The following is a 26068-nucleotide window of genomic DNA, read 5'->3' on the forward strand; positions in this document are numbered from 1 at the left end:
CTAGAAGGAGGGAAAGCTTCCTAGCTTGGGCCCTGCAGCCAACCACGAATCCCAAGTTGCTTCACTCTGATTGTCACCTGTTCAAGCTCGCAATGTCTGTATTCTCCAGCCTCGTTCATGTACCGAATCTTTGGCGTGAAAATGAACTCTCCTTTCTTTCTAGGCTTTATTCTCAGCTTCATGTCCTCTGCTTCAAGGGGGCCCAGCTTTTTTCCCTTAAGATTAAGAAATCCGTCTTCGATCACGCCTTTTTGGGGTTTGTCAATGAGATCGCATCCTTCGGGAATGATGTTTTCTATCTTAACCAAAAAAGCTGCGTCTTTTCCAAGGTTTGCGATGTGAACCTCTATTGGGAAACTTTCGCCGAATAGGATCTCTTTGGAACTGGCTACCACATTTGCCTGAACAAATGCGCCATCAAATTTTGAAAAGCCAACGGGCTCTTCTACGGAAAAACGTGGAGTTGAAATCATGGTGGTGCTTGATGCGTCAGCAGGTGCGGCCAATAATTCCCCTAAGGATAGCGCAAATTCACGCTTTTCTTTTATTTTCTTTAAGGCTCTCAATACCTCGTCTCTTTTTCCAATGTATCCAGCTTTTTCATATAGCCCAGCTGACTGCTCAAGGCATTTCTCTGCAACGAGATACGCATTCATCTTCTTCCTTGGGTCCGTCTCCGCCTCAGCATCACTAATGTAACTATATGCATCAAACACAGTCTCAGTGGCGCTAGTCCATAGAGAAGCGTTTTCAAAACCAGCTTTCAGATAGTATTTGGATGCGCTTCCAAGAAACTGTTTTGCTTTGGAAAGGCTCTCCTTGACTCGGCTCTCCTCGAATCTGGTGCCAAATTCCAACGCCTTGCAGAGAGCGTTGTTACCTAACGCAAGCAGACTTGTCCGGTCATTTGCACTGTGTTCTCTTGCTTTCATAAATAGTTCAGAGGCTTCATGATAGAATTCTGGCAAATCCCTTCCATCAGCTATTTTCATTTTTTGCCATGCTCGACACATGTGAATGATCGATTCGATCTCCTTTCGTTCCACTGTTTCATCCTTGAGGGTTTTCAGAATTTTCTCGAATGTTGTAGCCGCCGAATCGTACTTTTCAGCGCTTTTGGCGTAATCTCCTTTGAGATCGTCCATTCGTGCTTGTTCCACGTCAGCTCTAGCTAGGCAGTAGTCTTTTCTGCGCAGACAGGCTTTTTCAAGTTCAATTGCATTTTCCCTTTCATCGGAGACGGTGATTTTGGTGATCTCGTTTTCAAAGGCTTCTTGGGCTTCATTGAAGAGTTCTGCAGCTCTCTTGAAAGCATCTGTTGACTCGATGCTTTTTTCTTTTCTACTCAAGTCTTCCGCCTGTTCCAAAAACGACAGTGCAAGGAAGTTTGGCGCCAGATAGCCCCATAATTTTGATGATTTGAGGAGATTTGCCGTATTTTCATAATGTTTCGCTGCAACCGAGTATTCTTCGTTTTTGTGGGCAAGTTTGCCTTGCTCGATTTCATGCCATGCCTTCATGTAAGTGGCATAGTCTAAGTAGAAATCGGCGAAAAGAAGGATTTTTTGGGATGCGGTCTTATACTCTGCGAATGCATTTTCAAAAATCTCTGCAGCTTTGTGATAACTGCCGAGTCGATCGTGGTTCCTCGCAGTTTTCCAGTAGCACTCGGCAACTCGACTTGACAAGTTGATTTCTTTGAATTTCTTAGCTGCATCACCGTATACTTCTATTGCTCGTGCTAACATTTCTTTGTCTTCGGTAAGTATGTAAAGCTCATTGAGTATTCCTCCTAACCAGTCTTCGAATCTTCCAACAGCAGATATCAGAGTTGGTACGTGCCGCGACAATATCCATTTTCTACATTGAGACGTGCCTTCTTCCATGTCAGAGGCGGCGCTTTTCAGAAGGTCTGTCTTTTTGTCTCTATCAGTCTCTACTCTAGACAGTTCCGCTTTGATTAGTCCCTCATAATTTTTGCCGACACCGCGAATCCAATCGTTGAAGGGAAATGCTTTTTCAACAATCTTTATGTATTCTTTTCTGTGGTTCAGCGCTTCCTCTAAGAGTCTTGTCTTCTCTTCTCTTTCGGTCTTCAGACTGGACAAGAAGTGAAGCGCCTTGCTCAGAGCATGGAGGGTGGAACCGGTTGCATCTGGCGAGCCTGAACGGATCGCGTGTTCCAGTCCTTTACGGCCTATTTGAACTGCGTTTTCCGATGTGGCGCGTTTTTTTCCTGAACTGACTTCAAAGTCCCGCGCCAGTGAGGAGTAGCTTTCAGCATAGAACAAATAGGTTTCTGCTATGTAGAAATCGTGGGATGATGCCCGGAGGCGATGTATGGCCTCTTGAGAATGTTTGACGATTTTTTCGTACCCTTCCTTCTTTTTGTCAGGGTCTTCCTCTTTCAGAAGAATCCAATTGGTAACAAATGCAAGGATGTATGATGCAACACCGATGAGGTAGTTATCTCGCAGAATTGCGGCTTGCTTTAGCATTTCTTGGGCGTACTCACGTGCCTTTTCAGTTTTGTCTGTGAATATCAATGTGGCGAGGGCGGCAGCCCAGTTGGACATAGCCGCATAATAGGTGTTATCTACTTCTCGGGAGAGCTCCAACGCTTTCTCTGAATAGCTTAAGCTTCTCCCCACGAGTTCCTTTCTTTTTTCTTCTTCCTCTCCAATGTAAGCATGCCAGCTTTGAAGACTGGCTGTAGCATAGGCGCGAAGCAGTTCACTTTTGTTCTCAAGTTTTGACCAGATCTCAATGGCTTTATCGCCGCAGTCGATTCCTTCTTGCACAATATTTTTCATTTCTCGCCAGTCGGATGCAACATGTAAACTCTCAATCAGACATTGCAGAAGATCGTTACACATTTTTCCGTAGTTGAATTGGTCTCCAACTTTCTCGTATGCTTCTAAACTTTTTCTTCCAAGCAAACAGCATTGGTGGTTGATTCTCTTTTTTTCTAAAGAGTCAGACGCCAGCCAAGAACTCGCGTATTCAGCGCTGGCGTAACACTGGGCGCTTTTGCCTTGATTCTGTAAGTTGTCTTCTTTTTCGAAAAGTTTTGCAGCGTTTCTATAAGCCTCAACTGCTTGTTGCCTTATTTTCTTGAATTCCTCTGTGTCTTCAGCCTGGGTGGAAGCACGAAGGTAACAGAAGCCTATGTTCTCCCATGTTTCCGCGGCAAACGATATGTCTTTCGATCTAGAAGCCAGTGCTTGTTCATAGAATTTAGCTGCTTCAAGCCAATTGTTGCTTTTTTCTTTTTCTTTAGCTCTTGTTCCTGCAGCTTCAACAATGTCTGAAGACATCGTTTATCCTTGTTGAATATGCTTTCACGTATGAAAAACTTTCGCACACCACTAGAGGGAGTTGCACATTACGCAATCAGTACATTGTTCTCCTGTTGCCGAGCACTGATGTAATCATCTTGAACGGTTCTGAGCAGGCATGTTGGTTTCTAGATAGCGATTAGCAAGGCCACAGTTGATATGACCAGAGAGAGAAGGCCCAATAGAAAGGATATTGCGGTGCCTGTCCACAGTTTCCTCCATGTTGGATATAAGCTGTAGAAGAAAATGAAAAGCGCTGAAATGAGGAACATTATCGCGGCGAGTGTAAGGCCAAGTTTAAGGGTTATAGTGTAGTCTATTCCAAGTCGCAGCGCTGCCAAGCTCAGAGCAGCCAATGTTCCAGGCGCTGATGCATTTCTGATTGGTCTAATGAACTTTTCTGATTCGTCACTCATCCAAGAACACCTACTAAGATACACTCTTGTTACCGAGCTGAAGCTCAGCTTCTGTCTTAAACTTTGTCTTCTCATTTCCAAGCAATATTCCTAACGTATGCTGTTGGAGATTCCATAGGTGTGCGGGTGAGTCGGACGTGAACCCGCAAAAACTCTGTCATGGTTGGTTGAGCGATGGATGTTTTTATCCTTCAATGAAAGCGTCTGCAGCCTCGTAGTCTTCTCTTCGTTTTGCGATTTTATCGTAAGCTGAGCTGATGGTGTTTTCATCTTGGTCCGTTCCTAAGGGAAAGATAATCTTGAATTTCAATCTGGCAGAACGCCACACCTAGAGCCACTGACGGACCTTTCTCTTGTACCGCAAGTATTCCTCACCAAACTTCCTCTCGAGGTATCGCTCCTCCCGAGCTATAACCCCGAACTGTAAACCCAGAAACGCCACAGGTAACAGCAGCATAGCCCAGAGCGCATTGAAGAAAACAGCAATTCCCACATAAATTAATGCCCCTGATAGGTAAATTGGGTTCCGCGAGAATCGATATGGTCCTCCGTCTACGATTACCCGAGTGGGCTTAGAGACAGCCACAGTCGTGCCATTGAGTCGAAGCGTTCGACCAGCCCACATCATCAGAAGGATACCCAACACGATGATGGACAAGCTGAAAACCAGTTGCAATAACGAGACGGTTAGGATCCACGGACTTACACCTATAAAAATGACTGGCAAGCTGACACGTAGCTGCAACCCGTTAGGCGAGAAGCCTAAAGGAAAAGCCCAATTTAGAAGCAGCCCCACCACCAGAGGTCCAAAGCCGATTAATGGAGGAAACGCTATCACTCCAGCATTGTCTTCCGCGTCGTCTTTCATCTCAAGTTCCACCTCCTTCTCGTCCTAATCTATATTCTCGATCAACTGAAGACTCCCTTAAAGCCAGATTTTTATATTCTCGGGATTTTTATGATTTTTATATATTTAATTGCCCTGCTCGTGGCATAAAATACTTTATGCCCTGAAATTTAGATGAACAACTAACAGCAATCTTTTGATGTCAAAGTAGCAGGTTTGTTCAAAATTGTGTCGTAACTCCGATAATTCAAACAAGCATTGGAACTTATTCCGTTGACGGGTCAATGTCAATTTCTTGATACGTTGATCCAGTTGACCCTGTAACGGTCAGCTAGTAGATGTTGATACTCTTTAGTGAAGAATTCTCGCACCTTGATTTTTCGTTCCTCTGAAAGGAAAGAAGAGTCGACACGGTTGAGGCTGAGTCAAAAAAGTTCTGGAATCGTGAAATCGAGCTTGACAACATTGAAAGTGGCTTTCACCAACATTGAAGCGCCCCAAACTCACGAAAACAGAGCCGGAAACAACTGTCACAAACAAAACTGAACTCAAAACACAAACAGAACAGGCTCAGCCCAGCCTCAAGAAATTTTCACACACTCATACTAATAGGTAGAAACCTTCAATGGTGCCGGGGGGACTTGGACCACCGGGAGCTGGCGATGTCTCCCGCAACACCCCTTCTTTTCTTGCTTTTGATGTGTAGAGCATGTTACAATTGCTTTGAGTGTATTTTCTTTTTCTTCTTGAGTGTGAAATAGAAGACGACCATGAAGGCGAGTGTGGAAGCAAATAGGGAGAGGTTGGCGCTTGGAAACTCCGGTACACTTGGAGGTGCAGAAGCGAACACTGCGTGCAGACTGTAGTCCTTGGTCATTGTGAGGCTGATGGGATTGAACGACCCAATATTGGCGCCTGGAGGCAGTTCCCAGTGATCAAAGTAGTAGCCAACGTTTGGCGTAGCTGTCACACTTACCGTGGCTCCAACAATATACGTGTGACTTCCCGGCGACGGGTTGGTGGTTCCACCTGTAGTCGTGGTAATAGTCAAGGTGTATCCTTGTCCAAATTTCTGAACACGATGGTTGGAAGTGTCTGCCACGTACACGTTTCCTGAACCATCAACTGCAACACCTGCAGGGTACCTGAATTGGCCGTCGCCAGAGCCCAAACCACCCCACTTGGTTATGAAAGAGCCAGAACCAGTGAACTTCTGGACACGGTGATTGAAATAATCTGCCACGTACACATCTCCTGAACCATCAACAGCGATGCCGCGAGGCGCTGAGAAAAAGCCGTCGCCAGAACCATAACTGCCCCACTTGGTTAGAAAGGTTACAAGGGAGCCTGAGACAGCAAACTTTTGAACACGATTATTGCTATTGTCTACCACGTACACGTTTCCCGAGCTGTCAACTGCAACGCCAGCTGGAAAGCTGAACTGCCCGTCGCCTGTGCCACTGCTGCCCCATTTCGTTACGAAGCCGCCAGAACTATTGAACTTCTGAATACGATTATTGCTTGTGTCAGAAACGTAGACGTTTCCTGAACCATCAACAGCAACATTCGAAGGACCATAAAATTGACCATCCCCAGAGCCAAAGCTTCCCCATTTTAGCATGAAACTGCCAGAGCTATCAAACTTCTGAACTCGATGGTTGTTGTCATCGGCTACGTACACATTTCCCGAGCCGTCGATGGCGACGCCCAGAGAACGGTCGAACTGTCCATCGCCGGAACCTTGAGTGCCCCATTTCAGGATGAAGCTTCCAGAAGTGGTAAACTTTTGAACGCGGTAACCGTACAGTTCGCTTATGTACACGTTTCCTGAGCCATCGGCAGCAATACCGTAAGAATAGTTGAATTGTCCGTCTCCGGAGCCATTACTTCCCCATTTCAGGATGAATAGGTATGATTGAGCGGAGACTGGATTGATCACACCCAAGAAAAGAACGGTGAACAGAAAAGCGGCACCTGAAAATCTGATCCTACGAGAATAACAACCAATCATACTCTCTCTGCCCACTTTGTGTTGTGGCATCATTCTTATTAGATTTGCAGTGTCTGTATTCTATACAATGAATCCAGAAAACAATAACGCTCTTAGCAATAACACCCAAAATCCCTCAACGTCGCCAAGACAAAACCCCGAGGGTGGTTTTTCCATAGGTGGTGCGGGGGGTGGGACTTGAACTCACCGAGGAGTGGCGATGTCTCCACTGTCTCCCGCACTTTCCCTTTTTTCTGTCTTAAGGTTTTGAGTTGATGATGGACGCGGAAAATTTCTCTGTCATGATTGCTTGTTTGACGGGTCGTTCTATCTAACCATAATATTTGTTGTTCCACCAAAAAGATTCTAGTTGAGGAGCGACGTTAGAAAAAGGGTGGGGTGATTTGTGGTAAACTACCAGTTTTTGGTTTTGTATCTGTTTTCTTCCCAGATGTTGCCTGTGCCTGTCATGTCCCAGTATAGGTCAAACTCTTCGTTGGTTAGAGCCTTGTTTTGCTCAATTTTGTTGTAATTAGAGTTTATTCCTTCGTCTTGGGCAACTGCTATGCCACACATCCGGTTTTTGGCAGCTACGTTTTTTTCGATGATGTTGCTGGAGGAAGCGAAAAGGTATATCCCATGGTTGTTTTCCTTAGCTTGGTTTTCCTCGATTTTGTTATTGTCTGACCCATAGAGAATGATGCCGTACACGCCGTTGTTTGTTGCTTCATTATGTTCGACCTTGTTGTAATTTGAATTGTAGAGGATGATGCCGCCGCGTTGGTTGCGCGTGGCTATATTTTCTTCGAGAGCATTATGCTCCGACCCATCAACTACGATGCCCCAGCGGATATTGCCAACCAACGTGTTTGCTTCCACCACATTGTAATCAGATTCCACAAGGGTTATTCCACGATAGTTGCCTTCAACCATGTTCTCTGTGATCTTGTTATTGAAAGAGTTGTGTAAGACTATGCCGTCTTCGACGTTGAAAGATGCAGTGTTCATTTGCACAATGGTGTCATATGATTCTACCAGATGAATGCCACAATAAGAGTTGGAAATTGCCAAGTTGTCTTCTAACTTGTTGTCATAAGAAAACCATATGGAGATTCCTTCAAAATTGTCACTTGCAATGTTGTCCAGAAATTTATTGTAGTCAGAGTCTGAAACCATGATCCCTACAGTGTTGCTGGTTGCATTGTTAGAGGAAATTTCGTTATTTTCTGAAAAGTTGCGGATGTCTAAGCCATAACTGTTGTACATCACTCTATTTCCTTTAACTTTGCTGAAACTTGATTCGTCGAGCACTATTCCATTAAAATTGCTTACCGCTATGTTGCCCTCAATCGTGTTGTGATTTGAGTGGACAACGAGGACGCCGTCCCAAGTATGGCTGTGGGCGATATTCCCAGAGACAGTGTTGTAGTCGGAATACCATAAGGAGATGCCACGCTCACCATTTGAAATCAGTTGGTTATCTTGTACGATGTTGTGGTTCGAGGAGTCATGGAGCCTAATACCCTCCCAATTGTTAAAGAACACAATGTTTCCTCGCAGATGATTTTCAGTTGAGTTGAAAAGCGAGATGCCGTTGTTATTGCTGCTTACTACGTTGTTTGACACCAAGTTGTGGTCATTGTCTTTCCACAAGACGATGCCCTCCTCTCCATTTCCAATCACCACATTATGTGATACTTCGTTATTATCGCTCGACTCTACCAGTGCGATGCCCTGCGCATTGTTGCTTGCAGTATTACCAGAGATAATGTTGTATGAAGACTGGGAGAGGACTATACCGACAGCTTCATTGTCGCTTGCCACGTTGTCCAACACTTTATTGTAATTTGATGAAGCAAAGAAGTTTATGCCGGCGAAGTTTGAAGCTGCTATGTTTTGGCTAACTAAATTGTGGTGAGATTCTCCTAACCAGATGCCAGCCCAATTATTCGTTACTGTGTTATTTCCTATCTTAGAGTTTTTGGAACGATGGAGGTGTATACCAGCGTAGGCATTTGAGGTTATTATGTTTCCTTCCACACAATTGTTATCAGATTCCCATAGTGCGATGCCAATATCACCATTTGAAGTTACTATGTTTTCTTGTATTATGTTGTCATTCGAGGAGTCATGGAGACTAATACCCCACCAACTGTTAAAGGATGCATTGTTTCCCTGGAGATAATTTTCCGATGAGTTGAAAAGCATGATCCCGAAGTTATTGTGGCTCGCTACGTTGTCTGACACCATGTTGTACTTGGGAGAAACTACGTTTTTCCACAAGGCGATACCCTCCGCTCCATTTTCAGTTGCCACGTTATTTGACACAATGTTGTGGTTGCTTGCGTCTCCCAGAGCAATGCCTTGCCAACTGTTGCCAGAAACATTGTTATATGTTATGGCGTTGTTGCTTGAATTTATTAACCATATACCTGCGTGACTGTTCAACGTTACATTATTGTCGCGGATGATGTTGTTGTTTGAGTGGTAGTGTTCGATGCCGGCCCATTCGTTTAGAGTTAGTATGTTGCCTTCAATAATATCCCCATTAGAGTAGTAAAGAGACAGACCACCCAACCCGTTTTGAATCGTAAACCTGTTGATCCTCACGTTGTCAGCAGTTATATGAATTACGTGATCAGTTGCCCCACCGTCAACAATCGTGGTTTCAGAATCTTCACCCACAAGGGTTAAAGATTTGTACAGAAAGACGTTTTCGTAATATATTCCAGCATCAACTTGGATTGTGTGTCCGTCCAAAGTTTCAGGAGCATCTATTGCTTCCTGAATCCATGCATAGTCCAAACCCGTGTCAACATTATGGACCACATGTGGAGTTGACGTGGAAATGTACAACGAGACATAAGTCTCATAGGGTGTTCTTGTACTGTCGTCCCATACGCCCACAAGTAGGTTTGTCCTTATGACTTGGCCTGGGGTGAAGGCCCAGTCATAGCCATCGTCTGAGTTAAGTTCTTTCCTAAATTCATACCAGTAGTAGGTTCCATCGTGAGTTGCTGCACCTTCAACGTTGTTCTCTCCAAGTGGTGACGCACTAACGTCATTGTACCATCTGGTTTCGTCCCAACCGTACAAGTCGAATGTTGCGTTGTCGAATTCGACGAAGCTAAAGTCACTGTGAGCCCAGAGTAGAGGGGGTTCCCCGATCCAATCCCAGAAATAGTCGATATATCCTCCGTCAAATGGATCGATATCCCCAGCAGGCCATTCCACTCTATACAGGATGTAAAGCCATGTGTTGTCATTCTTTATCCAAACCCTGGCTGAAACTGTTCCAGGACCTACGTGCCACTCCAATAAGGTTAGGTCAACGGGAATCGTATCCGACCACTCTTCAGCTGTCGTCATTTTGCCATCAAAGGTAACGGCGATACTTAACCAGCCACTTGTAACGTTTACATTTGCTTGGGCTAATTGAATGTTAAATGCTAATGTCAACATGCCAACAATGAGCAGTGTCAGCATTGTTCCAGAAACTGCTTTCTTTTCCAGTTTTCTCACTTCTCCTTCCGACTGTAGGATGCTTCATCGCCCAAGAAACAAGAGACTTGGCAGTTAAACACATGGCTGCAATCCGATTTATGCCTTGTGAAACAATATTCGATAGAGAACATCTAGGCGGCATGGTCAACATTACCCGGGTCCGAACTCCCCGAGGGTTTTTCCATAGGTGGTGCGGGGGATAGGACTTGAACCCTCAGAGAGCTGGCGATGTCTCCCGCAACACCCCTTCTTTTTTTGTCTGCTTAAACACGCTTGCAACGCATGCATAAAGATTAAAACAACAAGGGTTGAATATTAAGAGGACTGGCATTGCCTGATTCTCGAATGTCACGCAGGGTTCTCTGCCGTGGAAGACCTCGAAGAATATCTTAGCGTTACTAAGCTTATCGATTCAAATCACCAGCTGGTCAGGACAGCAGCTTTGAGGATCGCAGGAGAAGCGGGGACGCCGAAAGATGCTGCGGTTAAGCTATTCAGTTTCGTTAGGGACAAAATACCTCTAGCTATCGTTAATCCGTGGAAGACTGCGTCGGAGACTTTGAGAATGCGTAAGGGCAGTTGCCTCACTAAGGCTACTCTTCAGGTTGCATTGTTGAGGTCGGTGGGAATTCCAGCTAGGTTCAGAGTTGTGGAGTTCAAGGGCAATGATCCCGCGGAGTGGCGAGGCATAGTGCCTTCATTCAGTGTTTCCAGATTACCTGAACGGTGGTCGCACATCTTTGTAGAAGTTTACATAGAGGGCAGATGGATAATGGCTGACGCCACATTTGACAAAGCTCTGGTTCCTGATACAGACGATTGGGATGGTGAAAAAGATGTTTGCTGTATTGAGCCCCAAGCTGTTCTTGCCGACTTGGGAGCTTTTGTGTCTATTGAAGAAGAAGCGAGAAAGCTTGATAAAGCTTACAAGGCTCCAGTTTTCTGGATTATCGATGGCTACAAGACGTTTTGGCTTTTGAATCTCTATCAGAGAATACAGCGTCTTAAGAACAGGCTGAAACACCTTCTTTAACCGTTAACGCTTGCAAAGCGTTGCGAGAATAGTCTGAGAATCAAGTGTGAAGTATTCAAATGCGTATGTAATGTAGAGAAAAAAGGGAAGAAGATTTTGGTTTCTAGTTGCTTATTGCAGCTAGGATGTCTAGCAACGTTTGAGAACGTGCATCAACATCACCAGACAGCCCAACATCACCCTCACGGACCCTCGCATATTTTTCCGTAGGTGGTGCGGGGGGTGGGACTTGAACCCACGAAGGCCTTCGCCAGAGGATCTTAAGTCCTCCCCCTTAGACCTGGCTCGGGTACCCCCGCCGCTTTTATTAATGCCTTCAATATTGACTGCTCAACTTAAGCCTTGCTTGAAACCTAACGCTTCCTTGCGAACACAGTCCAGAGCAGCCCAGCCCATACAAAAAGCCCTGTCACACTGCACATAGAAGGGGTAGACCACACACATGCGACCCAGACTACTACTTCTGAACACAGCCAGCTCGGTATTATGACTTGTTCTAAGTGGAAGCTAATAACATCTGAAAAGAAACTCGCCTCCAACATTCAAGAAGCTGTTGGGCAAACCCTTCAGAGTCAACAACAACTCCAAAACAGCACAGCCATGAAGGGCGTTGATGTCACCGGGAACACTCTGACGACGATGTCCACACAGCTTCAGCCGCTGATGCGTTCCAACAATGGTAGAAGAAGGCTAAAGGGAAATGACACCTTCTTCTTCTGAAATTTCTCTTCCTGCAGAACTGCCAACATTTAGCCGTGAGTAAGCATTATATCATTGTTTCTTATTTTACCCCTAGTCTCTGAAAAACATAACCACGAGCGTTATGAGGAGCCGCCACGGCTTCTCTGAGAGAGTTTAGGAAAGCATTGAAATGAGTGTCCCGATCAGAGTGATCAGTTACCTGAGAAGGTACTGGCTCCTAGAGCTTCTAGTCATCCTTTGCCTTCTAGGAGTCACAGCACTCAACATTATGGTTCCATATCTTATCCGGATAATAATTGACGACGTACTTGTTCGAATGGAGTACCAGTTGCTGCTTTTCCTGACGCTCAGCATACTTGGCATTGCAGCGTTGAGAGGCGCTCTCGCCTTTGCGCAAAGATACACAATGGAATATGTGGCTCAGAAAGCCGTTTACGACGTTCGAAACCAGATTTATGAGGCTCTACAGCGTCAGTCATTCACGTTCTACGATAAGATGCCCACCGGTCAGCTTATGTCAAGGGTTACAAGCGACGTTGACTTGCTGAGAGGATTCTTGGCGTGGGGTTTTCCCCAGTTCATCAGCATTTTAGCCACGTTCATCGGCGTGTTTACGATTGCTGCCTCTATGAGTTGGAAACTGACCCTACTTGCTCTTTCACCGATTCCTATTGTATTCTTGATCACGTACAGGTTTGCGAAACGGGTAAGGCCGGTATTCACTGAAGGACAAGAGCGGTTAGGCGCCATAAACGAGGTCTTGCAGGAAAACATAACAAGCGTGAAGGTTGTTAGAGCATTCGCAAAGGAAGACCTCGAAGAACGCAAATTCATGGACAAAAGTAAGAACTACTTCAACACCAACCTACGTGCCGCCAAGCTTCGAGCCCTTCATATTCCACCAATGGAATTCATGGCTGGCTTAGGCACGGTTTTCATCCTGCTCTACGGCGGCACACAAGTAATGTCAGGAGAAATAACAATCGGCACACTCGTGGCCTTCAACAGCTACCTTCTACTACTGCTCATGCCCATGCGCTTCCTCGGCTTCATCACATCATTCTTGCAACGAGCCATCGCCGGAGCAAAAAGAACATTCGAAATCATGGACGCCGTTCCCGAAGTAAAAGACATGCCCAACGCCGTGGAACTGCCTCCAACAAAGGGGCAAGTTAGATTCGAGAATGTCTCGTTCAGCTACGGCCAGGAGCCGGTGCTTAGAAACGTGGCGTTTGAGGCAAAGCCCGGTGAAACCATCGCGTTACTTGGCACAACAGGCTCGGGAAAAAGCTCAGTTATCAGCCTGATTCCAAGGTTCTACGACATTAACGAAGGAAAGTTAACAATAGACGATTTCGACGTTAGAGACCTGAAAATCGAATCCTTGAGAAAGCACATAGGCATTGTCCATCAAGAGACCTTTCTTTTTTCAGCCACAATCAGAGAAAACATAGCCTACAGCAGACCCGGGGCAAACATGGAAGAGATAATAGATGCCGCAAAATCCGCGGAAGCCCACGATTTCATTACGTCATTCCCTCAAGGCTACAACACTGTGGTAGGTGAAAGAGGCTCCACACTTTCAGGCGGTCAAAGACAGAGAATCGCCATAGCTAGAGCGTTGTTGAAAGATCCTAAAATTCTGATTCTCGACGACTCAACCTCCAGCGTCGACATCGAAACTGAGTATCAGATTCAGAAGGCATTGCAGGCGCTTCTCAAAGATCGGACAACTTTCGTCATCACGCAGCGTCTGTCAACTATAAAGAACGCTCACAAAATCATTGTGCTTGACCAAGGGCGAATCGTGGAAACTGGAACGCATGACGAGTTGATGGAAAAGAACGGGATGTACAGGCGTATTTACGAAACTCAGCTTGCAGCGCAAGCCAAGCCTGAAGTTCAAGTGCAAGTCGTGAAGGATTCTGCTGGCCGGAAAACAAAGGGACCTGTGGGAGGCGCTCACTGATGGGTTTTCACCAAGCTTTTCTAGTCGATGAGGAGGAAACCAAACGCACTGTCCCAGATCGTGTCCTAATAAAGAGACTTCTGAAGTACATGGCTCGTTACAAGTCGAATTTTGCGACAATCATTTCACTTCTTCTTGTTTCCTCAAGCTTGGGACTAGTCGGTCCCTACATATTGGCTGTGGCCATCGATCAGTACATTGCACAAGGAAATCTCTCTGCCCTCTACTGGATCTCGGCGGTTTATGTTGGCGTGTACGTGATAGTCTGGGTTGTCAGCTCTTTTCAAACGTACCTGAGGTTCTGGCTTGGACAGCGTTTAATCCTCGACCTTAGAATGGACCTGTTCTCCCGTCTTCAGCGGCTCTCGATGAGCTTCTACGACAAGCGGCACGTAGGGCGAATTATGTCGCGCGTCACGAACGATGTGGAAACATTGAACGAGTTCTTGACTTCAGGTGTGGAAGTTGCCATCGGCGACATTTTCATCCTAGTGGGCATAGTGGTGATGATGCTTATTCTGAACGTGCAGCTGGCAATGGTAACCTTGACTGTGATTCCGATTCTGTTGGTTGGAACTATCTTGCTGGGAGAGCGGGTTAGAGAAGCTTACAGGTTGACGAGAAAGAAGATTTCAGGCGTTACGGCAAACCTTGCTGAAAGCATATCTGGGATGCGGGTGGTTCAATCCTTCTCCCGGGAGATGGCGAACGCCCAGCAGTTTGACCGCGTGAACGTGGAGAACCTTCAAGCGAATATTCAGGCGGCGCGGGTTTCGGCGCTTTTCTTCCCTGTGGTAGACGTGCTTGGCTCTGTTGGAATGTGTCTTGTTCTCTGGTTTGGCGGCACGTCGGTGATGAATGGTTCCTTGACATTGGGCGTTTTAGTGGCTTTCATGGCTTATGTCACGCGGTTTTTCATGCCGATCCGCGAGATTAGCATGTTGTACAATAATGTGCAGTCTGCTTTGGCTGCCACGGAGAGGATAACGGAAATTCTTGACGCCAGATCTGAAGTTGAAGAGGCTAAGGATGCAGTAGAGCTGCCCAAAATTAGGGGAGAAATCAAATTTAACGATGTGTCTTTCGGATACGATCCGGAGAATTCCGTTCTAGACGACATAGAATTGGAGATCAGGGAAAACCAGCGGATTGCGCTAGTCGGTCCGACAGGTGCGGGCAAAACCTCTTTGGCCAGCCTTGTTGCTCGCTTCTACGACCCGCAGAAAGGAAGCATAACTGTCGACGGATACGACGTACGCAGAGTTACTTTGAAGTCGCTTAGAAGCCAGATGGGAATTGTGCTTCAAGATCCTTTGTTGTTCAGCGGCACAATTCGAGAGAACATAGCTTATGGTCGACCGGAGACGAGTGAGCAGAAAATTGTGGAGGCGGCGAAGGCTGTGGGCGCTCACGATTTCATAATGAATTTTGCTCAGGGTTACGATACCGTTGTTGGTGAGAGAGGCATTAGGCTTTCGATGGGGCAGCGGCAGCTTGTCTCGTTTGCTCGGGCTTTGTTGGCTGACCCTCGGATTCTGATTTTGGATGAGGCTACCTCCAGCGTGGACGCCTACACCGAGTTGCTGATTCAGAATGCGTTGAAGAAATTGTTGGAAAAGCGGACCACGCTGATTATTGCTCATCGCTTGTCGACTGTGCGAAGCGCGGATAGAATTGTGGTTGTTGACAACGGCAGAATTGTGGACATGGGCTCACATGAGGAGCTGATGCGCCGAGAAGGCTTGTACCGCAAGCTGTACGAAATGCAGTTGAAACCAATCGAAGCCAAGTAGGAATCTGCCATAGCTGAACTGAAAGGACAAGGTTGAGAAGGTGCAGAAAAGAACCGTCTCTGCCATCCTAGTGTGGATGGCTATAGCGTTACTTCTTCTGAACGGCTACTTGAAGTCGCCATGGATAATCGTGGTGTGCATTGGCGTGGTGATAAGTGCAGTCATGGTCTACTTCATTCCGCGACCGAAGAAGTGACACGTCTGGATAGTGCGCGATTTGTCTCAATGAGAGTGTTTCATTGTTTCAGATGTTTGTTGAAAAACGTTAGTGTTCTTTCCCAAGCGTCTTTCGCTGCCTCAGGTCTGTAGCGTTCTCCCGTATCGTTGAAGAACGCGTGTGGAGCACCCGGATATACTTTGATGTCAAACTGCTTTCCATGTTTGGCGAGCGCTTGCTTCAAGAGGTTTATGTCCTGCTCTGTAATGCCCATGTCAGCTCCTGCGTAGTTGCCAAGGATTGGACATTGGATGCCTTTGACTAGGTCGATTGGCGTGGGGTTTCTGCCGTAGAATATGACTGCGGCTGCGAGTTCGGGGTTGCGGCAGGCCAGTTGCAGTGAGAAGCCGCCTCCCATGCAGAATCCGATGCTGCCTATATGGTCTGGTTTCACGTATTCGAGGGTTTTGAGGTAGTTAAAGGCGCCGTTCAGGTCTCCTAGGTTTTTTTCTTCAGTTAGTTTTTGGCGTAGTTCTCGGCCTTCTTCCAGGTTTGTTACGATTTTGCGGTCAAAGAGATCAACTGCGAGGGCTACGTAGCCTTCGTGTGCCAGTCGAGTGGCAACATCTTTAATGTGGTCGACGAGTCCCCAGATTTCATGAATAACGATTACGGCGGGGTACTTGTCAGCTGTTTTGGGTCTAGCTAGTAAGCCCAGAGTTGCTTGCGTAGGGTTTCCGCCGTGAAACTCCACTATGAATGAGGTTGTGTCCATGATGGCTTCACTGTCCACTCATTGATGTTTACCAAGCTTTAAAATCCTTGTTTAGCAGCCAGTATCTGGTAGCTGCGCAGGCAAAGGAAGGGAAAAGGTGCCCGAAGTCAGCGACCTTCAGAATCAGGTTGACTTGGCGATTAGAAATTTGAAAAAGGATCACGAGGAAGCTGTCAAAACAGTGGCGTTCCTAAAAAAGAGGATAGACGATCTTGAACTGCACATAAGTAAGGAAGGCTACGTGAGAACTGACGCCGACGCTGGGAAACTGAACTCGGCGATGGAACAGCTTGACAGGTTTATTGATTCCCTGATTCTGAACAGCGCCAGAGTCAAGGAGAAGTGTGAAAGGTTGGCGCAAGAATGCCAGATTCGTTCCTTTGAGCCTGTCGGACTGGAGAGTCTGAGGGCTTTGTGTCATGAGAATGAGCAGTTGGCGAAGGATCTGCTGTGTTACTCGTTGGGGCGTTTCAAACGCGCCTCCTTGGCTGAGGTGGATTCTATGGGCAGCGTCTAGAAAGACAAAAGACGCACAATATATAACAGGGTACAGGAATGTTGATGTCTATGTCTGGTACAGAAACCCTCATACCCTTTCTGAAGGAACCGGAGAAAACCGATAAGCCGATCATTATCGTTGATACGCGTGAGGCGAGCAGTGCGCCCAAAATCGTCAAAGGATTGACTGAGTTGGGTGCTGAGATTCGGTTGGAAGCTTTGCAGAAAGGCGATTACATAGTTTCAGATCAGGTTGCCATTGAACGTAAAACAGTTCATGACTTTGTGTACACGTTGACGCGAAGGTTTCTTTTTGAGCAGTTGTTCAGGTTGAAAGAGGTCTACGTGAAGCCTTTCATTCTGATTGAAGGCTACTTGCCCATCGTTTACCGATTCAGCCGGATACAGCCCGCGTCTGTGTGGGGCGCCATGTTCGCGTTGGCTAAGCAGGGTATCAACATGATTCACACGAACAGCTACAAGGAAACCATTGACTTCCTCTACGTTGCAGCTAAGCAGGAGCAGATTGTGGAGAAGAGAGCGCCGGTTGTCCATCCGATTAAGCCGAATGAGACTCTTCAAGACCAGCAGGTGTTCTTTCTGGCTAGCTTACCTGTCATAGGACGTGAGAAAGCCGTTTCGCTGCTTGAGTCATATCAGACGCCTATGAATGCCCTTCTAAACGTGGATAACTGGAAGAAAGACGCCTATGGGCTCGGGCCGATCATAACGGAGAAAGTCAAACAAGTCTTGAACACGCCGTTCACGCAAGCGGAGAAGAAGACAGAATGATAATCCAGAAGCTTATCGACGGCAAACCTTTATGAACACAGATCCTCTGAAAATCAGATCTGCAGGTGAAAGACTAGTTGTCCTCGTTCGCTGTTGAGAAACTGGCTAAACTCACCACGGAATACTGTCTTCCTGTTTCTAAGGGTAAGAAAATTGGCATTATGGGAAACGTTGTGGCTGCGCCGCTCTTGCAGCAGTTGTATAAGCATGTTCTCTTGAGGGGCGGATATCCAATAACGGAGTTAGGGATGGATGGCTTAGCCGAGTTACACTTTGCACATGCTAGCGAGGAACAGCTTACTTTCGTGTCGCCATTCGACAAGTTCTTCATGACGGAAATTGACGGGATTATCAAAGTGTTCGCAGAAACAAATGTAAAAAGGCTATCGGGTGTGCCCGCGGAGAAAATTAAGAGAATGATGGTGTCTCAAAGAGAAGTAGCTGAGCTTTACGCAAAACACGTGAAAATCGGCGGCTTGGCAATTATACCTTTTCCAACGCTGGCGTTTGCTCAAGAAGCGGAGATGTCTCTGTTTGAGTACGAGGATTTTGTGGGTAAAGCCTGCTTCTTGGACAAGCCGGATCCAGTTAAAGAATGGAAGAATCTCTCAAAAAGGCAAGAGAAAACGGTTCAACTTCTCAACAAAGCTGAGAACGTACGGTTCGTTGGCGAGGACACTGATCTGAGGCTGAATGTTAAAGGGCGAACGTGGATCAACTGTGATGGGCACATTAACATGCCTGACGGTGAAATCTTCACCGGACCCATCGAGAACTCGGCTCAGGGACAGGTCAGGTTCACGTATCCGGGAATTTATGCGGGTAGAGAGATCATGGACATAACCTTGACTTTCAACAATGGCAAGGTGGTGAAAGCCAAGGCTGCGAAAGGCGAAGACCTGCTTCAACAACTGCTGAAGACTGATGAAGGCGCGAAGAGAATTGGTGAGATAGCTATTGGCACGAACGCGGGTATTAACAGGTTTACTAAGAACATGCTTTTCGATGAGAAGATGGGCTACACTATGCACATGGCTTTGGGCAGATCCATTGCGATGTCAGGCGGCAAGAATCAGTCGAGCATTCACTGGGACATTCTCAAGGACATGAAGAAAGGAGAAATCTACGCTGACAAGCAGCTCATCTACGAAAAGGGACATTTCGTAATCTAGCTTGTCTGCACCGATAGATTTTTGTTGTTAAGTATTGCATTAGAGGAAGCCGATTCGCTGTTTCGAATCGCATTAACGGCTCTGAAGGTCCATCAGAATGAATGAAAAGGGGAGATCTGTTCCGAAAATCGTTGCGTTTCAGAAGGCTGACGCCAAGAAGCTAGCGGAGCTGTTCAACTCCTTTGACAAGGAAGGCTTGTGGCCTGGAGGTTTCACTGGTGGCGTGCCGTTCACGGCAGAGAGAGTGCTTAGCTCTTTTCCTGCGGGAGTGAAGAGCATCAGCATTTTGATTTCAACTCATAGGGGCAAGTTCACTGGCATTTGTAGTCTTCATCCTCATGGTGAAGATGCCGAAGCTGCCTACATTGGGGTGTTTGGAGTTCATCCGGATTTTTTGGCTAAAGGTCATGGAAAAGCTATGATTCTTAAGGCGCTTCAGATTGCAGCTGACAATGGCTTGATACGGGTTGATTTGAACACGTGGGCGGGCAACATGCGAGCGGTGCCCCTGTACAAGAAGTCTGGCATGTTTTGGGTTCCGGAGACAAGCGTTTACATGCAGGACTTTGTTCCGGGGATTTTGAATTTTCCTTTGGCGCGGGAGTTCTTCAAGAAGCACGATTGGTATTCGTCGCAGGTGCGGAAGCTTGAGCTTGTTCCCGACGAGTTTAGGCTTGAGGAAATGGAAGTGTTTCCGTATGAATTCGCTGAGGGTAAGGATAATCTCAAAGTGTGGGTGGACAGGTATGGTCGCGGCATCGTGGGAGTGGAGCGGACTCTTGAAGGTAAGCATCTGCGAGTTATGTGCAGGCTTAAGGATCATAAAGTAATCGCCGGATTGGAACATGAACTCCTCATAGAGGTTGCAAACGACACTAAGAGCAGTATGCATGGTTCATTGTTCTTGTCTGGGTTCGAGGGCTTTGACGTTACAGTTCATCCGTCGGAGTCGTTCATGGTTGAGAGCGGCGCGTCTCGAGTGTTGAGCGCTAAGTTCACGGTTAACCCGCAGACTGAGGCTCCTGAGGCTTCTCGGAAACAGAAAACAGTCAAAGCAAGCCTGATTATCAATGGTGAGTTGGTTCCGTTTGAAATCGGCATGCGCATCTTGCCACTGCTTGAGTTTAAGACTTTTCCAGAAACTTTGACTGTTACTCCTGGAACAGCGGGCGAAATTCATGTCAACGTGTTCAATAATTCGAAAGAGCCTTTCCGTGGAAGCGTTTTCGTTGTCGACGAGGGCAGTAGGCTTTCATTGGGCAAGACTGTTTTTCCATTGGAGGTGCCAGCGAAGAGTCATTCTGGCTTCAGCATCGGCATGAAAGTTGGAGACGATCAGCCTACGTCTGTGATTCCTCTTGAGTTGCGCGCAAGAGGCAAGGTTAAGGGAGCTTCGGTTGACACCAAGACTGAGCAATTGTATGTCAAATGCTTGAGACCTGGAGGCATAGTTGCTTCGGTAGAGAAGAGGGAACCGGGAAGAGTAGTGATTGTTGAAAATGAAGACATTGTTGCGCATGTGCAGCTCCGGGATGCGCTGTTGAATATTACGTTTAAGAACGCTTTGTCTGGGCGGCAGGATGTGTGGCTTCGTGGCGGGTTTGGAGTCGGACCGCCGTTTGGCTTTGTGAAGCCAATTGATTACAGTTATGAGATCGTGAAGCAGCCTGAGGGCTTAGAGTTGGTTCTTTCGGGTTTGCATCCGGATAAGCCGGGTGTTAAGATGATGCGGGTGTTGACTTTCTACGCTGGGTCTTCGCTCATCAAGGAACAGGTCAAGGTTGTTAACTTGAATCCTGAGGTTGCCTATGATGTGAATGTGCGTGTGGGTGGGCAAAGCTCTGTGAGGAATCTGTTCAGGATGGTTGTGCCGCTGAAGGAAGTCGTGGAGCATGAGATGATTGCGTTTCCCGTGTCTGAGTCAGATCTGCCCACTGACCCTAAGGAGTATGGGGAATCGTGGATTTGTTATCAGAATGAGGCGCAGGACTTCTGCTTTGGACAGATTTGGTCGCCTGAAAAACTCTTCAAAATCAGATTTGGCGAGCAGTCTCTTGTGACTCCCGAGTATAAGCTGGGTCAAGTGAAGCCAGGCGAGACCGCTTGTACGTCAGAACTGTATTATGTCATTGAGAGAGGAAGCTGGCAGAACATTCGCAGGAAATGGCAATCCCTAGTCGAGAGGAAAATTCGCCCGGATGAGGAAATGATCGATTCGAAGCCTCTCTTCAATGTCCAGCTTACTGAAACCGTGTTGTATGACAAGGCTGAACTGAAGACTCAGCTTAGAGTTGAGAACTTTAGAAACAAGGAAGCCAGTGGCGAGGTCGTTTTGACGCCGCCGAAAGGCTGGAAAATCGTTCCCTCCAAGGTTGAGGTCAAGAAAGTCGCGATGAACAGTCCTTTTACTGCCAATGTATCCTTGCTTCCGCCTTCCAAGGCTGAGATGGGCGTTCACAGTGGAGATATCGCCTTCCACAGCGATAGGCAGGTGGTTCGGTTTCCTCTTGATGTTTGTCTTATCTCTCGCAGTGCGAAGCGGGCTGTGTCGGTTGCTCAAGGCAGGGAGGAGGACAAGGCTGTGTTCAAAGTTTCGAATGGGTTGCTTCGGTTCAAGGCGAGCGCAGAGTTTGCTGGGTGCCTCTACTTCTTGTCGAAAGGCGATGCTGTGAATCAGTTGTGTTCGAATTTCCCTCGTGTTGGCACAAAGGTGTTCTTAGAGAATTACACGGGTGGGATAAGGGCGTTCTTTTTGGGTGATGGCTTTGAGTTTGCGAAGTCGAAAAGCCATGAGGAATTGTATGAGGCAGAGTTGGTTGAGGAAGGACGGTGGAAGGGAGTCAAGTTTTCTTTTGAGTCGAAGCAGCAGGAGCAGATTAAGGGCGTGGTGGGATCGGTTTCGTATTTGACTTTGCCACTCAGCAACATCATCAAGATTAAGCGTAGGTTTGAGAATCCTACGTCTGCGAGTTTCATGTTCAGCAGTTGCCTCTGGATTTCTCCGAATGTTGGAGGAACCTTTTACAAGAACGATGTGATCTTTCCACGAGGCGGCAAGATTCTTCAGTTCAGGAGAGCGGGAGAGCCAGCGGTTGCCGGAGTTCAAACAGAGAAAGGATGGGCGCTAGTAGCTAATGCGGAGCAGAAAACGGGTCTCGGCGTGATCGCTGGGAACACTGACAAGTCAATGATACTTTCGTTGGACGTGGGGAAAACCATGCTGGAACTACTAGTCATGTCAAGGGTTCAACTGCAGCCTAAGCAAAGCTGTAAACTGGAGGATTATGCAGTTCTAAGCAGTGCAGACCACGAACCCATGGACAAGTTTTCAAGAATGCTTCGTGAAACAGCATGAGCACTATGCCAGAATCACGAATCATATAAATTAGTGATTTTCAGAAGCGCAGGACCTACCCAGTAGACATTCTTGTGCGCGCAAGAAGTCTCTGTCCACAGACTGTAGATTGGAGGAATATCGAGGGCTTCATTCTGAAGGCTGACTACGATGGGGTTACTTTGCCTCTGATAAGTATTTGAAATGTAGGGGCTTTATGACTTCTTTTCCGCGAAGATTTACAAGAACCGACTCAATGTCATCCACTAGGTCACCCCATGTGAGTCTAAAGTTGCGAAACCATTCGTCATAGTCTGAGTAGTCTTTATGAACTGAAATGTTGAAAGCGTCCATGCCCATTCCTCGCGATGCAGCATTCATAATGACGTTAGGCTGGTTCATTAGCCATTTCAGTCCCCTTTCCCGGCTAGTCTGGTATTTCTCCTCAGTGGCAACACTTGGTTTAATCTTGACGAAAGTCACTGCGAGTATTTGATAACCCATCTTGTCCCATTTCGGAACTATCGTATAACCATCGATTACTTCCTTCTCTAGAATTGCTCTCTTTCTTGAAATGGTAGGCTGAGAGACTCCCAGTTTCTTACCTAGTTCCCTGTCACTCACTCTGGAGTTCTTTATCAACTCGGTAACTATTCTGTGGTCGATATCTTTTGATCTTTTCATAGTTATCGCTCTTATCGCTCATGTGTTCTCTGTCCTACTTCATATTGCTTTTGGAAAATCGTTAGGCTTCGTTAAAGCCTGTTGGTCGTTTGGGTAGAAATTCTATCACAACAACAACCCTTCCTTCTACCCCTTCTTCCCCCCTCTCTATTACCTCTCTATTACAATTACAGACAGAGAGACAAAGAAGTCTCTGAAAGAGTCAAAGCTTCTAAAGGAGAGCTAGGTCTTTCAGCAGGGTGACGATGTTTAGGGTCTTTGTATAAGTGCAGATATGGCAATTGATACTACCAGAGAGAGTACGTAGATTAACAAGAACCTGCTTAATATTTTCCCTTTGATTTCTCCCCACACATCTATCTTCTGTCCTAGAAGAGAAGCAAGTCTCGCTTCAAGCCAGTTTGTGAATTTCTTAGATACGAGTCCTTGAACAAGAACGGTAGCAGTCCCAAGAATCAATCCTATCAGAAGAACTGCAGTCTCATTTTGCACGATAATTTTAGCCACATAAACAAATAGTGCTGTCGGATAGAATATCAAACACACTAGCAGGAAACACCATGCGAGAATACGGTTCTTCATTGAATCATACAACATACCTTTGAAACCTATGATGAAAGAAAACAGCATTGAAAAAACGACTGCTACCATAAGAAACAACAAACCAGCAGACTCTTTAGCAGTCAAAAAATCATGTTGGCTAATTATTAGTCCACTAGTAAACGTTGAAAGAGCGATGAGGCTGTAGAAAAATCCATCAACTCTGGAGAGAACTTTCTCTTTCTTCCTCTCTTGCTTCGTCTTCTCGGATTCTTCTATCAAAAAGTCGATTTTTTCTTCCAGTGTTTTTCTGTCTTCAGTAGCCATTGATTTTCTGCACCTTTCACAATTCTAGTTAGCTCTTTTTAGCTCCGTTATAACGTTTCTGCAATTCTTACACTTAAGAACATACAGAAACAGTAGAATCTGTGCAGATGACAATTACAGTTTGGGAAGTGGAAGATAGGTTAGAGTTTTTAGGCATAAAAGCCTGATTGCTCGAATCACCACTATTCACCGATTTGAGATTCGTGTAGGTGATATTTCTGGCAGTGTAAGCAGTGGTACAACTCTGAACGGTCAATCCCTTTGAAGTTCAGGGAGGATTTTTTCATAGAAAGCTAATGATTCTGGGTTGACTAATGCATCCTTGTTTGTGACTGGTCTGCCGTGGATGATGTTGGCGACTGAGCTCTCTACTTTCTTCATGTTGAATGTGTAGGGAATGTCTGGTGCCTCAATGATTAAGGCTGGAACATGTCTTGGCGAAGCCTGCTCCCGCAACGCTACTCGTATCTTGTTCTTCAAATCCTCAGTTAACCCGTAACCCTGCGTTAGCTTGACGAATAGGATGACGCGTTCCTCGCCTTTCCACGCTTGTCCCACAGCCATGCTGTCCGCTACTTCGGGAAACTTCTCTACTACGTTGTAGATTTCGGAGGGTCCAATGCGCACGCCAGATGGCTTCAACGTGAAATCAGACCTACCCAAGAAGGTTATGCCGCCCGTGTCACCGTGAAACAGAACCCAATCACCGTGCCGCCAAACATCCGGAAACACATTAAAGTACGCGTCCTTGTACCGCTTGCCATCCGGGTCATTCCAGAAATAAATGGGCATAGGAGGCGCAGGCGCTTCACACACAAGCTCAGCCTGCTGGTCTACCACAGACTTGCCCTTTTCATCATAGGCTTTAACTTTCATGGCTAAGGCTGGGCTCTGCAACTCACCAGCATAAACCGGCTGAATCGGGGTGCCAATGGCAAAGCAGCCGTTGATGTCGGTGCCCCCAGCAATGGAGTTGAAATGCAAATCCCCCTTGATCTCACGATAAACGTACTCGAAACCTTCAGCTGACAAAGGCGAACCCGTCTGACTAATCTCTTTAAGAGCAGGGAGGTCAAACTCCTTGCCCGGCTTGGCGCCTACACTTCGCAGATAATTGATGTAGCTGGCACTGCAACCAAAAATGCTAATCTTTTCATCCTGCGCCATCCGCCACATGGCAGTCCAGTCAGGGTAATTCGGGTTTCCATCATACAACACGACCGTAGCGCCCACAGCCAACGCACCCAGCAGCCAGTTCCACATCATCCAGCTGGGCGATGTAATGTAGAAAACACGGTCTTTACGCTTCACATCCGAATGCAGCTGCAACTCCTTCAAATGATTGATGAGCACACCGCAACCCTGAACCATGCATTTTGGCTTACCTGTAGTGCCCGAAGAAAACATGATATAAACTGGATGATTGAAATCCACCTGCTCAAACCTAAGCTCAGACGGGCTATCACGAGAAAGGAAATCCGTGTACACCACAGACTTATGAATGCTGCCTATGTTGGGCTTCTCACTCATGTACGGAACAACAACAACCTTCTCAAGCGAAGGCAATTCCCCAGCAATCTTCTCAACATTAGGCAAGAAGTTGAACGCCTTACCCTTGTACGGATAACCATCCACCGTGAACAACACTTTAGGCTCAATCTGACTTAGCCGATCGAGAACCGCGACGGGTCCAAGCTCACTACCACAAGAAGACCAAATGGCACCGATGCTCGTAGTAGCCAACATGGCAATGGCAGTTTCCATCAAATTAGGCATGTAAGCAGCCACACGATCACCCGGCTTCACACCCATCTTCCGAAGCGACTCAGCCAGCCTAGCCACAACACGATACAACTCGGCATACGTCATCTTCGCTGTCTTAGCCGTCTCACCACGGAAAACAAACGCTAAACGATCATCCCTATACCGCAACAGGTTCTCAGCAAAATTCAACCGACTGCCAACAAACCATTTTGCGCCCGGAAATTTGGTTAAATCGTCGACGACATGATCATACTTCCTCGAGGCTTTAATGTCTGCAAAATCCCACATAGCCGCCCAAAAATCTGGAATGCACTCAATAGACCATTTGTACAAGTCATTATAGGAGCCAATCCTGAGCTCATGCCTCTTATTGACAACGTCAATGAACTTCGTCACATTCGCCTGCTTAACCCGTTCTTGTGAAGGCACCCAA

General features: G+C 46.6%; 19 protein-coding genes and 1 tRNA gene. 9 read left to right on the forward strand and 11 right to left on the reverse strand.

Annotated features, from left to right (window positions below; all coding sequences use genetic code 11):
- Nucleotides 1–20 precede the first annotated feature (20 nt).
- The 6 genes from VJ249_08735 to VJ249_08760 form a co-directional block, all read right to left on the reverse strand.
- A complete protein-coding gene (locus VJ249_08735; GenBank protein ID HKZ94648.1) occupies nt 21–3317 on the reverse strand; it encodes a hypothetical protein in 3297 nt (1098 codons plus the stop codon).
- 149 nt (nt 3318–3466) lie between these two features.
- Nucleotides 3467–3754 carry a hypothetical protein gene (locus tag VJ249_08740; GenBank protein ID HKZ94649.1) on the reverse strand — a complete coding sequence of 96 codons (288 nt, stop codon included), beginning with the start codon at nt 3752–3754 and terminating at the stop codon, nt 3467–3469.
- A gap of 184 nt (nt 3755–3938) precedes the next feature.
- Nucleotides 3939–4064, reverse strand: a complete 126-nt coding sequence (locus tag VJ249_08745; protein ID HKZ94650.1) for a hypothetical protein — start codon at nt 4062–4064, stop codon at nt 3939–3941.
- Between the two features lie 18 nt (nt 4065–4082).
- On the reverse strand, nt 4083–4622 hold the full coding sequence (locus VJ249_08750) for an isoprenylcysteine carboxylmethyltransferase family protein (GenBank protein ID HKZ94651.1): 540 nt from the start codon (nt 4620–4622) through the stop codon (nt 4083–4085).
- Nucleotides 4623–5313: 691 nt separating this feature from the next.
- Nucleotides 5314–6612, reverse strand: coding sequence for a 6-bladed beta-propeller (locus VJ249_08755; protein ID HKZ94652.1), 1299 nt, complete (start codon nt 6610–6612; stop codon nt 5314–5316).
- 393 nt (nt 6613–7005) lie between these two features.
- Nucleotides 7006–10113, reverse strand: a complete 3108-nt coding sequence (locus VJ249_08760) for a NosD domain-containing protein (protein HKZ94653.1) — start codon at nt 10111–10113, stop codon at nt 7006–7008.
- A gap of 349 nt (nt 10114–10462) precedes the next feature.
- Between VJ249_08760 and VJ249_08765 the strand changes: the two genes are divergently transcribed.
- Nucleotides 10463–11128 (forward strand): transglutaminase family protein, encoded by a 666-nt coding sequence (locus VJ249_08765; GenBank protein ID HKZ94654.1) that lies wholly within the window; start codon nt 10463–10465, stop codon nt 11126–11128.
- A gap of 211 nt (nt 11129–11339) precedes the next feature.
- Here the strand turns inward: VJ249_08765 and VJ249_08770 are convergent.
- A tRNA-Leu gene (locus tag VJ249_08770) sits at nt 11340–11427 on the reverse strand.
- 187 nt (nt 11428–11614) lie between these two features.
- Here VJ249_08770 and VJ249_08775 point away from each other — a divergent pair.
- The 4 genes from VJ249_08775 to VJ249_08790 all read left to right on the forward strand — a co-directional run bounded on the left by VJ249_08775 (nt 11615) and on the right by VJ249_08790 (nt 15788).
- On the forward strand, nt 11615–11848 hold the full coding sequence (locus VJ249_08775; protein HKZ94655.1) for a hypothetical protein: 234 nt from the start codon (nt 11615–11617) through the stop codon (nt 11846–11848).
- Nucleotides 11849–11999: 151 nt separating this feature from the next.
- Nucleotides 12000–13799, forward strand: a complete 1800-nt coding sequence (locus VJ249_08780; protein HKZ94656.1) for an ABC transporter ATP-binding protein — start codon at nt 12000–12002, stop codon at nt 13797–13799.
- Nucleotides 13799–15592, forward strand: coding sequence for an ABC transporter ATP-binding protein (locus VJ249_08785; GenBank protein ID HKZ94657.1), 1794 nt, complete (start codon nt 13799–13801; stop codon nt 15590–15592). The genes VJ249_08780 and VJ249_08785 overlap by 1 nt, the downstream gene beginning before the upstream one ends.
- Before the next feature lie 40 nt (nt 15593–15632).
- Nucleotides 15633–15788: a hypothetical protein gene (locus VJ249_08790; GenBank protein ID HKZ94658.1), complete on the forward strand. Its 156-nt coding sequence runs from the start codon at nt 15633–15635 to the stop codon at nt 15786–15788.
- Nucleotides 15789–15828: 40 nt separating this feature from the next.
- Here VJ249_08790 and VJ249_08795 read toward each other — a convergent pair whose 3' ends face one another.
- Nucleotides 15829–16524: a dienelactone hydrolase family protein gene (locus VJ249_08795; GenBank protein HKZ94659.1), complete on the reverse strand. Its 696-nt coding sequence runs from the start codon at nt 16522–16524 to the stop codon at nt 15829–15831.
- Between the two features lie 97 nt (nt 16525–16621).
- Here VJ249_08795 and VJ249_08800 point away from each other — a divergent pair, with 97 nt between their 5' ends.
- From VJ249_08800 to VJ249_08815, 4 genes are all read left to right on the forward strand, one after another.
- On the forward strand, nt 16622–17041 hold the full coding sequence (locus tag VJ249_08800; protein ID HKZ94660.1) for a hypothetical protein: 420 nt from the start codon (nt 16622–16624) through the stop codon (nt 17039–17041).
- 50 nt (nt 17042–17091) lie between these two features.
- Nucleotides 17092–17814: an ERCC4 domain-containing protein gene (locus VJ249_08805; GenBank protein HKZ94661.1), complete on the forward strand. Its 723-nt coding sequence runs from the start codon at nt 17092–17094 to the stop codon at nt 17812–17814.
- Between the two features lie 77 nt (nt 17815–17891).
- Nucleotides 17892–18986 (forward strand): aminopeptidase, encoded by a 1095-nt coding sequence (locus VJ249_08810; GenBank protein ID HKZ94662.1) that lies wholly within the window; start codon nt 17892–17894, stop codon nt 18984–18986.
- A gap of 97 nt (nt 18987–19083) precedes the next feature.
- The gene (locus VJ249_08815; protein ID HKZ94663.1) at nt 19084–22341 is read left to right on the forward strand and encodes a GNAT family N-acetyltransferase; all 3258 of its coding nucleotides are present in this window, start codon (nt 19084–19086) and stop codon (nt 22339–22341) included.
- Between the two features lie 156 nt (nt 22342–22497).
- On the opposite strand, the gene VJ249_08820 is transcribed toward VJ249_08815, so the two are convergent.
- From VJ249_08820 to VJ249_08830, 3 genes are all read right to left on the reverse strand, one after another.
- Nucleotides 22498–23004, reverse strand: a complete 507-nt coding sequence (locus tag VJ249_08820) for an Lrp/AsnC family transcriptional regulator (GenBank protein ID HKZ94664.1) — start codon at nt 23002–23004, stop codon at nt 22498–22500.
- A gap of 249 nt (nt 23005–23253) precedes the next feature.
- Nucleotides 23254–23871, reverse strand: a complete 618-nt coding sequence (locus VJ249_08825) for a hypothetical protein (protein HKZ94665.1) — start codon at nt 23869–23871, stop codon at nt 23254–23256.
- Nucleotides 23872–24123: 252 nt separating this feature from the next.
- Complete coding sequence (locus VJ249_08830; protein ID HKZ94666.1) at nt 24124–26064, reverse strand: acetoacetate--CoA ligase; 1941 nt, start codon at nt 26062–26064, stop codon at nt 24124–24126.
- Between the last annotated feature and the right edge of the window lie 4 nt (nt 26065–26068).

It is taken from the genome of Candidatus Bathyarchaeia archaeon (assembly GCA_035283685.1).
Taxonomy (GTDB): Archaea; Thermoproteota; Bathyarchaeia; order Bathyarchaeales; family Bathyarchaeaceae; genus DATETJ01.